Genomic DNA, 14,359 nt, shown 5'->3' with positions numbered 1-14,359 from the left:
TGCAATTTAAAATCCCTTCATAAGTTCTACTTATAAAGGGATTTTCTGTTTTTTACCTACAAATTAAGTTTTGTTAAATTAATTTCTTTGTACGATGCCAAACTTCGTACCTTTGCACCTCACAAACTTAGTTGTATAATCAACTTAGAATATTTAGAAAATGCTAGAAATAGGAAAATACAATACCCTAACTATATTGCGTGACACCAAAGTTGGTTTGTTTTTAGGAGATCCTGAAAACGATCCAGATGGCGTTCACGATGTTTTGCTTCCCAATAAATATGTACCAAAAGTATTTGAAATTGGCGAAGAATTAATCGTTTTTGTTTACTTAGATCATGAACAGCGACCAGTTGCGACAACTTTGGTTCCGTACATTTTACTTAATGAGTTTGCTCTTTTGAGAGTAAATTACATTAATAACGTTGGTGCGTTTATGGACTGGGGAATGGAAAAAGATATCTTGGTTCCGTTTAAAGAACAAGCGCGTCCGATGGAAAAAGGAAAACGCTATTTGGTTTATTTATATTTAGACACACAGACCAATCGTTTGGTGGCTTCAAGTAAAACCAATCAATTTTTGAGTAATGACCAGTTGACGGTTGAAAAAGGAGAAGAAGTAGATTTAATCGTGTCTCATATTACCGATATGGGAATTAATGTTATTATAAACGAACAACATAAAGGCCTTTTGTACAAAGATGAAGTTTATGATGATTCGATAAGAACCGGCGACAGAATGCGTGGTTATATCAAAAACATTCGTCCTGATAACAAAATTGATGTTGCGCTTCAGCCTCAAGGCGTTGAGAGTATCGAGCCCAATGCAGAGAAGATTTTAAGCGAATTGAGAGCCAGCAGAGGTTTCCTTCGCTTAAACGATAATTCTCATCCAGAAGACATTAAAACAGTTTTGAAAATGAGTAAAAAGTCATTCAAAAAAGCAATTGGCTCATTATACAAAGAAAAACTGATTGAAATTAAAGAAGACGGAATTTATCTGGTAAAAGAATAGAAATTCCAATTAAAAAATTCCAAATTCCAATTGATACTTGGAATTTGGAATTTAAAATTTGGAATTTATTTTGCGCTAGCAAAATTATTATAACACGAAAGGCTGCTCATTACAAGCAGCCTTTCGCTTTTTATTCAGTTTTAAAAAAAATTGTAATTAAAAAAAAACAGAAATAAAATAATTCGAATTCATCTCAGGACAATGGCTTTACGTATTTTAGAGATCGTCCCATCGATGGTATGTCTTTTAAATAATCAATGCACCTATCTTAAAAGCAAAAAAGAGAATTTCACGGCTCATCCATTGGTTTTATAAAATAACTTTTAGAAAGTTGTGAATTAGTACTTTTTTCCTCTTTTCGTTATCATTTCTATACTAATCAATAGACAATTCTAACATTTAACCTTAGGTGTTACTTTTTTCTTTTTGAAGTTTCGACAAACACATAAATCATTTGCTCCTTTAATTGAGGTTTGTTACTTAAAACCCTAAAAAAATGAGCGACAAATTTTTTAAATTTTCTCAAAAAAATCATTTTTTAGGTTAATAAATCAGTGAAAGAAAATCAATCTGAAATCTTTGAAATGTTTTGTATCTCATTGATTTCTAGGGTGTAAAATTAATTATTATTTTTCTAAACTAATGTTAAAAAATGTTATTTTTTGTAAGTAAATACCAATTGTTAACATTAGAAGTCAATTTAGCAAAGACTTAAGAGCGATTGAGTAGGTAAAGTAGTAAAAATGATTTATTTTTACCCTATAATTATTTTTAAACAAAAAATCAAAATGGATTGGATTACAGCCAGAGAATTTGAAGATATAACTTATAAAAAATGCAATGGAGTAGCGAGAATAGCTTTTAACAGACCTAATGTTAGAAATGCATTCCGTCCTAAAACTACTTCAGAATTATACCAAGCTTTTTATGATGCACAAGAGGATACTTCGATTGGTGTAGTTTTACTTTCAGCTGAAGGGCCTTCAACAAAAGACGGAGTTTATTCTTTCTGCAGCGGTGGAGATCAAAATGCGCGTGGACACCAAGGATACGTTGGAGAAGACGGACAGCACCGTTTAAATATTTTAGAAGTACAGCGTTTAATCCGTTTTATGCCTAAAGTAGTTATTGCAGTGGTTCCAGGATGGGCCGTAGGTGGCGGACATAGTTTGCACGTAGTTTGCGACATGACGCTTGCAAGTAAAGAACATGCCATTTTTAAACAAACTGATGCAGACGTAACAAGTTTTGACGGTGGTTACGGATCGGCATATTTGGCTAAAATGGTGGGTCAGAAAAAAGCTCGTGAAATCTTCTTTTTAGGTAGAAATTATTCTGCTCAAGAAGCTTTTGAAATGGGAATGGTAAATGCTGTAATTCCACATGACGAGTTAGAAGCTACTGCTTACGAGTGGGCACAGGAAATTCTTCAAAAATCACCAACATCTATAAAAATGCTGAAATTTGCAATGAACTTGACAGACGACGGAATGGTCGGACAACAAGTTTTTGCAGGAGAAGCAACTCGTTTAGCTTACATGACCGAAGAAGCAAAAGAAGGAAGAAACGCTTTCTTAGAGAAAAGAAAACCAAACTTCGGTGAAAATAAGTGGTTACCTTAAATAAGTTATAAAATAGTTTCAAGTTTCAGGTTTCAAGTTAAGAACCTGAAACTTGAAACCTGAAACTAAAAAAACAAAACAAATAATGAAACATTGGATTGAAGCCGCTAGACTGCGCACATTACCTTTATCAGTTTCCGGAATTATAGTTGGAAGTATTTATGCATTGTCAAATCCAACAGAAACGATTAACACTCCAACAGAAGTATTCAGCTGGAAAGTTTTTGGTTTTGCTCTATTGACAACGTTAGGATTACAGGTTTTATCCAATTTTGCAAACGATTATGGCGATGGAGTAAAAGGTACTGATAATGCTGATCGAGTAGGGCCACAACGCGCTATTCAGAGTGGTGTTATTACGCCTCAGGCAATGAAAAAAGCCATTATTATTACTTCGCTTTTAACTTTATTGTCTGCCATCACATTAATTTATTTTGCTTTCGGAAAAGACAATTTCGGATATTCAATCTTTTTTCTATTATTAGGAATCGCGGCTATTGTTTCTGCAATTCGCTATACAGTTGGTAATTCTGCTTATGGTTATAGAGGATTTGGAGATTTATTCGTTTTTATTTTCTTCGGATTAGTGAGTACTTTGGGAGTGAACTTTTTGTATGCAAAAGAAGTTGATCCGCTTTTGATTCTTCCATCCGTTGCAATCGGGCTATTGAGTGTTGGGGTTTTAAACCTAAACAATATGCGCGATCAGGAGTCGGATAAAAAATCGGGTAAAAATACAATTGTAGTGCAGATAGGAGCTAAAAAAGCTAAAAACTATCACTTTTTCCTGATTATTACTGCAATGGTATTAGTAGTTGTATTTGCTATTTTAAGCGATTACAACTTCGACCAATATCTGTTTTTATTGGCTTATATTCCGTTGACAAAACATTTAATCACCGTTTACAAAAATCAAGATCCAAAATTATTAGATCCAGAATTAAAGAAACTGGCATTAAGCACGTTCTTACTTTCTATACTACTTACAGTGTGTATGATTTCTTTGATTTCAGATATCATTGTAAACCTCTTTTTGGGAGGTAGATAAAAATAAACGTTTAATTTAAAAGGTAAAAAAATGAAAATTACATACTACGGACATGCTTCATTGGGAATTGAAGTAGGAGGAAAACATATCATTGTGGATCCATTTATTACCGGAAATCCGCAAGCAGCATCAATCAATCTTAGTACCATAAAAGCCGATTATATCTTATTGACACATGCACATCCTGATCACGTTTTAGATGTTGAAGCTATTGCTCAAAATACAAAGGCAGTTATTGTTTCTAATGCTGAGATTGCAAGCTATTACGCAAAAAAAGGATTCAATTCGCACCCAATGAATCACGGTGGAAGCTGGAAATTTGATTTCGGAAAAGTAAAATATGTAAACGCAATTCACTCAAGCAGTTTTCCTGATGGCACATACGGAGGTAATCCTGGAGGTTTTGTAATCGAAGGAGAACATAAAAATATATATATCGCTGGAGATACTGCTTTGACTTACGATATGAAATTGATTCCGCTTCGTACAAAATTAGATTTAGCAATTCTTCCAATTGGAAACAATTTTACAATGGATGTTGAAGATGCTATTATTGCTTCAGATTTTGTAGAATGTGACAAAGTTTTAGGATATCACTTTGACACTTTTGGCTATATCGAAATCAATCATGAAGAAGCAATTCGTAAATTCTTCGATAAAGGAAAAGACTTAATGCTTTTACCAATCGGAGATTCTATTGAATTATAATTGTCATCCTGAGCGGAGTCGAAGGAGCTAATCCCGCTATACGCTATATCTTTTGTGGCGAACCCCGCCACAAAAGGATATCGCTACTATCGGGGCTAGGGCACTCAATTCCATAAGAAAGTTATTTGGCATAATCTATGTTAATTGAATTAAAGTTTTTTAAAGTAAAAATCATTTTAATCTGTGAAATCAGTGGCAACTAAAGCATCATCACAAAATTCAACTTTCAAACCAATTCTATTCTTACTATTTATCGCAATTTCCAGTAATGCGTTTGCACAAAAAGACGGTTATTGGGACAAAGAACGCGCTACAACCAAAGAAATTATGGTTCCTGCGCGCGATAGAATTTCTATACCAACAGAAGATTTGCCGGTTGGAACTACAGAAATTGTATATAGAATCACTCTTTTAGACAAAAACCAAGAAATGGCCAATAGTTTGGTCTCTTTGTTAAAAGCAATTCCAGATCCAACAGGAGTAAGTCAGGGTTCGGCTGGCGCTGTTTTTCTGATGTCAAAAATTTCAGGAGATGACAAATGCACTTATTCGATTTTTACATCTAATGAAAATGCTAAAAAATATATTGCAGATGGTAAAATTGACAATGCTTGCTATTCTCAAGCAGAACCTGTAAGCAAAGATGCCAAACGTTTATCCGTAAACAAATCTTCTTGTTTAAAAGAAGATATTAGCACTATTTGGTTTGGCTTTGAAAGCAAAAATTGGATCTTGAGTCAGAAAGTTGTTATAGAAGTGGTGCCTTGGGTTGATACTAAATTAAGCCGTGGTTGGAATCAAGACAATAAAAATGAAATTATAAGTTTGTGCAAAACGTCTACAATGGCACAAAAAATGGCCAATTCAGATGATTTCTGTGTTTGCATTTTAAATAAAATTATGAAGCAATATCGTTACGACGAGTTTCAAAAATTATTAGCCGTAGAAAAGACAAAAGTGTACAAAGATTTTGGAAACAGCTGTTACAAAGATGCCGATATTTCTAAAAATGTATTCAACGATTTGAGAACGCAAGTTGCTTCTTTAATTAAAGCTCAAAAATACAACGAGGCAATTCCAAAATTAAACACGATTGTTAGCGAAGGCAAAGCAACTGCATTAGATTACAGTTCTTTAGGTTATTGCTATATTTTAACCAAACAATATGCAAAAGCATTAAAAGTGCTTTTAGAAGGCGAAAAATTGGATGATACCGAATTATTGGTAAAATTAAATTTGGCACATACTTATTTGGTAAGCGATGATTATGGTGCTGCTAAAGCCATTTACAAAAAATACCAAACACAAAATGTAACCGATAGCTTAAGCTGGATTGCCAAAACAAAATTAGACTTTGCAGCATTTGAAAAAGCAGGTTTGCCAACAAAAGATTTTGAAAAAATCTTAAAATTATATAACTAAGTTTTTAAAACACTAAGTTGTTTAGATGTGAAATGCTTCTTAAGGTTTTTTTTAAGCTTAGCAGCTCAGTATCTTAGCAACTCAGCATCTTAAAAAAAAATGAAAGCATCCTATCAAAAATATTTATTAGAGTTTAAACGCCCCTCAGGAACTTCAAGAGGGATTATGACCGAGAAAGAAACTTGGTTTATAATTCTGGAAGAAAATGGCAAAAAAGGAATAGGAGAGTGCGGCATACTTCGTGGCTTAAGTGCAGACGACCGCGAAGACTACGAAGAAAAACTAAAATGGGCTTGCGATAATATTCATTTAGGAGAAACCGAACTTTGGAACGCTTTATTAGAATTCCCTTCTATTCAATTTGGGTTAGAAATGGCTTTCTTGTCTCTTAAAAGCGAAGATTCATACATTTTATTTCCGTCACGTTTTACTAATAATTCAAGCTCAATAACCATAAACGGATTAGTTTGGATGGGCGAAGCTGTTTTTATGAAACAGCAAATAGAAGAGAAATTGGCAGACGGTTTTAGCTGCATAAAACTTAAAATTGGTGCTATTGATTTCAATAAAGAATTAGAATTGTTGCAATATATCAGAAGCCATTTTTCTGCAGAAGAGATAGAAATCAGAGTTGATGCTAATGGTGCTTTTTCTTCAATAGAGGCTTTAAATAAATTGAATCAATTAAATCAATTTCAGCTTCATAGCATAGAACAACCAATTAAAAAAGGTCATATTTCAGAAATGGCAGAATTGTGCAAACAAACTCCATTTCCAATTGCTTTAGACGAAGAGCTTATTGGAGTGTTTTCATTTGAAGAAAAAGAAAAACTGCTTCAAGAAATCCAACCCCAATACATCATTTTAAAACCAAGCTTTATTGGTGGTTTCCGTGGTACTCAGGAATGGATTACTCTAGCAGAAAAAAATAATATTGGCTGGTGGATTACTTCGGCATTAGAAAGCAATATCGGATTGAATGCTATTGCACAATGGACCTTTACTTTAAATTCAGATATGCCACAAGGTTTAGGAACCGGAGCATTATATACTAATAATATAGATTGCCCACTTGAAGTAAAAAATGGAAAACTTTGGTACAATTCTTCTAAGAATTGGGAAAGGTTCAAAGGTACAGAGTGACAAAGGTAAAATCTCTGAACCTTTGAAACTATGTACCTTTGAACCTATTTTTTACTCTTTTCCTCCCAAAAGATTTTCTTGCCATTCTTTCAAATCCTGCCATTTGCCTTGATAAGCCAAGAGTGCTTGTTTTGCCCATGTGCTCGGATTATGCATGGCGTAATTTTCTCCGCCAGCATCAAGAATAGACTGCATTTTTTCGGTAGAAGCTTGTGAAAGCTCGTACCAGGTATTGATTCCTGAGGCATTAAACAGCGCTTCTATTTTAGGACCAATTCCTTCTACAATTTTTAAATCATTTTCTTTAATTTTCTTGCCTAAGACATTTGCCGCCAAACCAGCATCAAAAACAATGTCTGCAGGTGCAGTTGCAAAAGATTGTACCGAAGCTTTGGTTTTTGCCGCCAAATCTGCTTCTAGTGTAGCGATTTTTGCATTTAAGTTTCGTGTATTCGCTTTACAGGCATCTAAATCAGCTTGAAGTGATGCTGAAAGCGAATCATCATTTTTAGAATTCATTTTTCCTAGTAAATAACCTAAGATTCCACAAATTAAGCCTACTAGAATAGGTATTAAGATACAAGGTATATTCATGATCGTATATTTTTATGTTATTTAATGGTAATTACAGTTCTTCTGTTTGAAGCTTTTCCTTCTGCAGTGTTATTATCGCCAATAGGCTCGTCAGGACCTTTAGATTGTGTTTCAATTCTCGCATTATCGATTCCGTTTTTAGAGAGATAATTTTTTGAGAAATCGGCTCTTTTTTGTCCTAAAACAATATTTGAATCGCGATTACCAACATTATCAGAATGCCCGATCACTACAATCACCGCATCTTTTACGTTCTCGGCATATTTGGCGATGTCAGTAACTTTTTGCTTCTCAATATCGCTTAATTTCTCGCTAGATTTGTTGGTGTTGAAGTGGAGAATTAACGGATCAGCATTTATTTTTGCTTTTAATGCGCTCCACTCATCATTTGATGTTGCAGTAGAATCTATTGCTTCAAATAAATATTCTGCAGGCCCAAGAAGTGTGTCGCCACTCATTTTCCACTTATCTATAATGGTGCCTTTAGTAGAAAACTGATTTTCTAACAATCCTTTTGAAACAAAATAATTCTTAACATCATTGGCCCTCGCCAGACCTAGATTTTCAAAAGTAGTAGAATTTGTTTCGTCCGAAGTCGCGTAACCAGTTATTGTAATTTTCTGTTTCGGATTTGCTTCTAAGAATTTCTTTAAGTTATCGATGCCAGTTGTGACCGAGTCGCTTACAGGCATAATAAGCTTTGCACTGTTTTTAAGGAACTTCAAATTATCATTTGTCTGATAATTAAGTCCGGGACCATTTAATACAAACGGAACAAAATTGGGCTCTGTGACAGTAGGAGTAACTGTTTTTGGAGTAATGTCCGTTGTTGTTTTTTCGCAGCAATTGCAGCAAAATTTCAGATATAAAAAAGTACCCAAAATGATGGTTATTGCAATGCCTAACAGGTAAAGTGCTTTTTTAGACATATATTTCGGATTAAGATTCTATCAAATTTAATTAAAATAATAATCATAACACATTAATAATCAGTTATTTTAATGTTTATACATTAAAGTGAAGCAAAAAAAATGACTTGTTTTTCGATTTTTATACGTTCAAAGACTTGATTAAAATGAGTAACTTGCATAAAAAATAATCTACAGTTAAAATGGTCGAAATAGAAAGAAAGTTTCTTGTGAAATCCAATGATTTCAAGAGTCAAGCTTTTACTCAGAATAATATTGCCCAGGGTTATTTGAGTTCTGCTCCTGAGCGTACAGTTCGGATTAGGATTAAAGGGCACAAAGGCTTTATAACCATAAAAGGAATAAGCCATAGCGGTGGTATGTCTCGTTTTGAATGGGAAAATGAAATTCCGTTAGATGAAGCACAAGAGCTATTGAAATTATGCGAAAAGGGCAAAATTGAAAAAACACGTTACGAAATAAAATCTGGAGAGCATATCTTTGAAGTAGATGAGTTTTATGGAGAAAATGAAGGTTTGGTAATGGCTGAAATCGAGTTAAATTCTGAAAATGAAACTTTTGAAAAGCCAGAATGGTTGGGCGAAGAAGTAACAAATGACGAAAGATATTACAATGCTTACTTAAGCAAAAATCCATTTAAAGATTGGCAAAAATAAAATGACAGAATCAAAATACGACCTTATTATTGTGGGGGGCGGACCAATTGGTCTGGCTTGTGCGATAGAAGCTGAAAAGAAAAAACTTAAATATTTAATTATAGAAAAAGGTGCGATCGTTAATAGCATTTTCAACTATCCACTTTACATGACCTTTTTTTCTACAGCAGAAAGATTAGAAATTGGCGAGATTCCGTTTAATTGTTTGGCACCAAAACCAGGACGTCAGGAAGCTTTGGAATATTACAGAAATATTCATCGCTATTTTAAATTCAATATCAATTTATTTGAAAAGGTTCTGAGTGTTGAAAAACAAAACGCAATTTTTAAGATTACAACAGACAAACGAAATTATGAAGCTCAAAACGTGGTAATTGCAACTGGCTTTTATGATATTCCGATTGAAATGAATGTTTTAGGTGAAGCTTTACCCAAAGTACGCCATTATTATAAAGAAGCGCACGAATATGCTTTTAGAAAAGTTTTGGTTGTAGGCGCTAATAATTCGTCTGTAGATGCGTCTTTAGAATGCTGGAGAAAAGGATCAGAGGTTACCATGGTAATTCGTAAAAACGAAATTAATAGCCGTGTAAAATATTGGGTTAAACCCGATATTGAAAACCGAATTGCAGAAGGAAGTATTAAAGCTTATTTTGAATCTAATATCACCGAAATTAGAGAAAATGAAGTAGAAATTGAAACTCCAAACGGAAAAGTTACAATTGAAAATGATTTCGTTCTAGCTTTAACGGGTTATAAGCCAGATCTTACTTTTCTAGAAAAAATGGGTATTAAACTTTCTGAAGATGAATTAAAAATTCCAGTTTATAATCCTGAAACCATGGAAACTAATGTAGAAGGTTTATTCCTTGCTGGTGTAGTTTGCGGCGGAATGCAGACGCATAAGTGGTTTATAGAAAACTCGAGAGTTCATGCTAATCTGATTGTAGATTATATAAGCTCAAAGTAAAAGTAAGGCACGAATTACACAAATTCACACCAATTTTATCCGTTTAATTTTTATTCTTAAAGTATAGAAATTGGTGTGAATTTGTGTAATTCGTGGCAAAAAACTTTTATGAACTACAAGATAACATAGAGCATCCCACCTTAGTTCTTGCCCAATCTGGACGTTTGGCAAACCATTTTTCAGATTCAGGCTGTTCATCATATGGATTTTTCAAAAGCTGAAATAATTCATCAACCAAAGAGTAATCGTCTTTATCTGCAGCATCTATGGCTAATTGAGCCATATAATTTCGAAGTACATATTTCGGATTAATTTGATTCATTTTTAAAGCCCTTTCTTCATCTGAAAGTTCTTCTGCGTTTAATCTTTTCAAATAAACCGTAAACCATTTTTGCCAAGCATCGAGAATGTTTTCTTTTATTTCTTCTGAAATATAAAAAGCGTATTCTATTTTTTCGAATGCTTGTTCTACAGAATCTTCTTTTTTAATTTTACTCAGATTTCTAAAAAAGATAGTCATATCGGTTTCTGATAACTGCAAAATTTCCTCTAAACCTTTAATAATTTTATTATCAGATTCACTTGAAGTAAAGATACCTAATTTGCTTAAAAACATTGTTTTGTAATCATTTTCAAACTCTGTCATAAATGAATCTAAGATCTTTTCTAAAGGTGCCGCTTCATTAACCAAAGGATAAAGCGAATTAGCCAATTGAAACAAATTCCATTGAGCTACCTGAGGCTGATTTCCGAAACGATATCTTCTATTTTGGCTGTCGGTTGTATTTGGCGTCCAGTCTGGATCATAATTTTCAAGCCATCCGTATGGGCCATAATCGATTGTGATTCCGTGAATCGACATATTGTCGGTATTCATTACACCATGTACAAATCCGACACGTTGCCAATGCAGAATCATTTCGCGAGTTGTATCGGCAACTTTTTGAAAGAATTGTAAATATTGTTCTTTGGGTTCGCCCTTTATTTCAGGAAAATAGTGTTGAATAGTATATTCTACAAACTGTTTCAAATTTTTCAACTCATTTCGAGCCGTTAGCATTTCAAAGCTTCCGAAACGAATAAATGAAGGAGCAACACGACAAACAATTGCACCTTTTTCATAAGCAGGATTTCCGTTATACAAAATATCCCTTAAAACTTGATCTCCAGAAAGAGCAAGAGAAAGCGATCGAGTAGTAGGAACACCCAAATAGTGCATTGCTTCGGCGCATAGATACTCTCTTATAGAAGAACGTAAAACAGCCAATCCATCTGCAGTTCTAGAATAGGGAGTTTTTCCAGCTCCTTTTAATTGCAGAGTATAAAACTGATTGTTGTTTTCTACTTCCATCAGATTGATTGCACGACCGTCGCCTAATTGTCCTGCCCAGTTTCCAAATTGATGTCCTGCGTAGCACATTGCATAAGGATGTGATTCTGGAAGAATTTCTTTTCCAGAAAAAACATTTAAAAATTCCTCTGATTGAATTTCATCTTTAGAAATACCAACCAATTCAGCAACTTCTTGAGAAGCATGAATCAATTTTGGATTGGAAGGTTTTACTGGATTTACGTACGAAAACAGCGTGTCTTTAACCTGACGAATTTCATTTGTCAGATCTGGATCTGCTGGTAATTCGGCAGTAAAACGATTTTTTATTTTAAGATTTTTCATTTTGTTGATTTTCTTTTTGCCACAGATTATACAGAATAGAAGGATTTTTTTGTTTGCCACGAATTGCACAAATTTCCACTAATTTTTAGGCTTAGTTTAAATAAGATTCGTGCGAATTCGTGTAATTCGTGGCAAATGGATAATACAGAAAATCTTTTTTAATCTGTGTAATCTGTGGCTAGAACTAAATTTAGCTGATTAACCTATCAGCATACATTTTTTTAAGTTTTTGAATTTTTGGATCAATTACAACTTGGCAATATCCAGCTTCTTGATTTTCATTATAATAGTTCTGGTGATAATCTTCGGCTTCGTAAAAAACTTCAAAAGGCTTTAATTGGGTTACAATTGGATCTGGATATGCAGGCTGAACTTCTTCAAATACTTTTTCTGCAATTTCTTTTTGTTCGTCATTATGATATAGAATGATAGAACGATATTGCGTTCCGCTATCGCCACCTTGACGATTTAAAGTTGTTGGATCATGACTTGTCATGAATATGAAAATTAAGTCATGATATGAAATTATGTCAGGGTTGAAAGTTACTTGAATCACTTCAGCATGTCCTGTTCTACCCGTGCATACTTCGCGATAAGCAGGATTCTTTATAAATCCGTCCGAATAACCCGATTTTATAGATTCTACACCTTTTATACGCTGAATTACAGCCTCAATACACCAAAAACATCCGCCACCAAAGGTAGCAACTGATAAATTTCCCATAAATAATGCTTTCTTTAAATTTAATGCCTATTAATTCGATAGGATATTATGATAATTTATTAAAAAAAAGTTCTTTTAACTAAAAATACCAAACGGTAACGTAGTGTTTGAAGTTTAGTATTGATAAATTCGCAATTTTATAAAAAAACTATATATTTGCAGTCAAACACAAGGCACAACTAATGAATAGCAAAAATAGTACCATGACCCTGGAAACGTATTTTCAGGAATTTAGACAAAATATTGTCGGTATAAACCAAGAATTTACGTCACCTTATGGCAGAAAATCAATAATTTACACCGATTGGACTGCCAGCGGAAGATTATATCGCCCTATTGAAGAAAAATTATTGAATCAATTTGGGCCATTTGTTGCCAATACACATACAGAAACGACTGTTTCTGGTACTGCCATGACAAAAGCGTATCATCATGCTAGACATATTATTAAGCGTCATGCTAATGCCAATCATGATGATGTGTTAATTACGGATGGAACTGGAATGACGGGAGTTATCAATAAGTTCCAACGTATTTTGGGATTGAAAATTCCTGAAAACTTGAAAGGTTTTACCAATGTTCCTGCTGAGAAAAAGCCAATTGTCTTTATTTCGCATATGGAGCACCATTCTAACCAGACTTCTTGGTTGGAGACTATTGCAGATGTAGAAATTATTCCTTCTTGCGAGAAAGGGCTTTTCAATTTAGAAAATCTTGAAGTTTTATTAGAAAAATATAAAGATAGAACGATAAAAATCGCTTCTATTACAGCATGTTCGAATGTTACTGGATTAAGAACTCCTTTTCACGAAGCGGCAAAATTGATTCATCAGTACAATGGTGTTTGTTTTGTTGATTTTGCTTGTTCTGGACCTTATGTAGAAATTGACATGCATCCTGCTGATCCAGAAGCCTATTTAGATGCTGTTTTTATGTCTCCACATAAATTCTTAGGAGGGCCAGGAACTTCTGGGGTTTTAATTTTCAATAAGAAATTATACAATAATATGATTCCTGATTGCCCTGGAGGAGGAACGGTAAGTTGGACAAATCCTTGGGGTGAGCATAAATACATCGATAATATTGAAGATCGCGAAGATGGTGGAACACCTGGTTTTCTACAAGTTATTAAAATCGCGCTTGCCATTGAATTGAAAGAAGAAATGGGGATTGAAAACATCATGGAGCGTGAGCACGAAATTGTTGATTATGTTTTCTCTCAATTAGATTCTGTCGAAAATATCAAAATTTTAGCAGGGCAACACAAAGAACGTCTGGGGGTCATTTCATTCTTTATTGATGATCTTCACTTTAATTTGGGTGTTAAAATTTTGAATGATCGTTTCGGAATTCAGACTAGAGGAGGATGCAGCTGTGCGGGAACTTACGGTCATTATTTATTACATGTTGATCAAGAAACTTCTAATAAGCTGGTTAATGAAATTACGATTGGTGATTTAATTAAAAAGCCGGGATGGATTAGAATGTCGATTCACCCAACGACTACAGATGAGGAAATTGCTTTTGTTTGTGAAAGTATAAAAGAGTTGGCAGCAAATCATAAAACTTGGGCATTGGATTATTCTTATGATAAAATGCGTAACGAGTTTATTCATAAAGATGCAACTTCGTTTGAAGATGAACTAGTTGAAAGTTGGTTTAAATCTTAGATTTTTATTTAACCGCAAAGTTCGCGAAAGTTTTTTCTATAAAAATATTTTTAAAGAACGCAAAGTTTAGTAAACCCGACAGGTTTTTGAAACCTGTCGGGTTTGTCAATTTTACGTATAACCTTTGTCAAAGTTTGAAACTTTGACAAAGGTCTTCTAAGGCAATTAATTTTGTTATTTCTT

13 protein-coding genes are annotated in these 14,359 nt (G+C 33.9%); 9 read left to right on the top strand and 4 right to left on the bottom strand.

What is annotated here, in order from left to right:
- The first annotated feature begins 160 nt into the window (after positions 1 to 160).
- The 6 genes from SOM12_RS21990 (at position 161) to SOM12_RS21965 (ending at position 6,958) form a co-directional block, all read left to right on the top strand.
- A complete protein-coding gene (locus SOM12_RS21990) occupies positions 161 to 1,015 on the top strand; it encodes a CvfB family protein (protein ID WP_320495493.1) in 855 nt (284 codons plus the stop codon).
- Between the two features lie 788 nt (positions 1,016 to 1,803).
- Complete coding sequence (locus tag SOM12_RS21985; RefSeq protein WP_053473251.1) at positions 1,804 to 2,637, top strand: 1,4-dihydroxy-2-naphthoyl-CoA synthase; 834 nt, start codon at positions 1,804 to 1,806, stop codon at positions 2,635 to 2,637.
- Positions 2,638 to 2,722: 85 nt separating this feature from the next.
- Positions 2,723 to 3,685 carry a 1,4-dihydroxy-2-naphthoate octaprenyltransferase gene (menA, locus tag SOM12_RS21980; RefSeq protein WP_320495490.1) on the top strand — a complete coding sequence of 321 codons (963 nt, stop codon included), beginning with the start codon at positions 2,723 to 2,725 and terminating at the stop codon, positions 3,683 to 3,685.
- A gap of 30 nt (positions 3,686 to 3,715) precedes the next feature.
- Entirely contained in the window at positions 3,716 to 4,393 is a 678-nt protein-coding gene (locus tag SOM12_RS21975) for a metal-dependent hydrolase (protein WP_320495489.1), read from the top strand.
- Between the two features lie 183 nt (positions 4,394 to 4,576).
- Positions 4,577 to 5,815 (top strand): hypothetical protein, encoded by a 1,239-nt coding sequence (locus SOM12_RS21970; protein WP_320495488.1) that lies wholly within the window; start codon positions 4,577 to 4,579, stop codon positions 5,813 to 5,815.
- Positions 5,816 to 5,914: 99 nt separating this feature from the next.
- Positions 5,915 to 6,958 carry an o-succinylbenzoate synthase gene (locus tag SOM12_RS21965; RefSeq protein WP_320495487.1) on the top strand — a complete coding sequence of 348 codons (1,044 nt, stop codon included), beginning with the start codon at positions 5,915 to 5,917 and terminating at the stop codon, positions 6,956 to 6,958.
- Positions 6,959 to 7,009: 51 nt separating this feature from the next.
- Here SOM12_RS21965 and SOM12_RS21960 read toward each other — a convergent pair whose 3' ends face one another.
- Positions 7,010 to 7,552, bottom strand: coding sequence for a hypothetical protein (locus SOM12_RS21960; protein WP_320495486.1), 543 nt, complete (start codon positions 7,550 to 7,552; stop codon positions 7,010 to 7,012).
- A 17-nt stretch (positions 7,553 to 7,569) separates the two neighbouring features.
- Positions 7,570 to 8,481, bottom strand: coding sequence for an OmpA family protein (locus tag SOM12_RS21955; RefSeq protein ID WP_320495485.1), 912 nt, complete (start codon positions 8,479 to 8,481; stop codon positions 7,570 to 7,572).
- 182 nt (positions 8,482 to 8,663) lie between these two features.
- On the opposite strand from SOM12_RS21955, the gene SOM12_RS21950 reads away from it, so the two are divergent.
- Both SOM12_RS21950 and SOM12_RS21945 read left to right on the top strand, forming a co-directional pair.
- Positions 8,664 to 9,137, top strand: coding sequence for a CYTH domain-containing protein (locus tag SOM12_RS21950; protein ID WP_095931185.1), 474 nt, complete (start codon positions 8,664 to 8,666; stop codon positions 9,135 to 9,137).
- A gap of 1 nt (position 9,138) precedes the next feature.
- Positions 9,139 to 10,107 (top strand): YpdA family putative bacillithiol disulfide reductase, encoded by a 969-nt coding sequence (locus SOM12_RS21945; protein WP_095931186.1) that lies wholly within the window; start codon positions 9,139 to 9,141, stop codon positions 10,105 to 10,107.
- Between the two features lie 106 nt (positions 10,108 to 10,213).
- Here SOM12_RS21945 and SOM12_RS21940 read toward each other — a convergent pair whose 3' ends face one another.
- A complete protein-coding gene (locus SOM12_RS21940; protein ID WP_095931187.1) occupies positions 10,214 to 11,782 on the bottom strand; it encodes a protein adenylyltransferase SelO in 1,569 nt (522 codons plus the stop codon).
- A 190-nt stretch (positions 11,783 to 11,972) separates the two neighbouring features.
- Positions 11,973 to 12,506 (bottom strand): peptide-methionine (S)-S-oxide reductase MsrA, encoded by a 534-nt coding sequence (msrA, locus tag SOM12_RS21935; RefSeq protein WP_095931188.1) that lies wholly within the window; start codon positions 12,504 to 12,506, stop codon positions 11,973 to 11,975.
- Positions 12,507 to 12,688: 182 nt separating this feature from the next.
- On the opposite strand from msrA, the gene SOM12_RS21930 reads away from it, so the two are divergent.
- Positions 12,689 to 14,176, top strand: a complete 1,488-nt coding sequence (locus SOM12_RS21930) for an aminotransferase class V-fold PLP-dependent enzyme (protein ID WP_320495483.1) — start codon at positions 12,689 to 12,691, stop codon at positions 14,174 to 14,176.
- Positions 14,177 to 14,359: the final 183 nt, after the last annotated feature.

The organism is Flavobacterium sp. CFBP9031, assembly GCF_034044945.1.
Lineage (GTDB): Bacteria > Bacteroidota > Bacteroidia > Flavobacteriales > Flavobacteriaceae > Flavobacterium.
The sequence above is the reverse complement of the archived record's forward strand: the minus strand, read 5'-3'. Positions and strand labels throughout refer to the sequence as shown.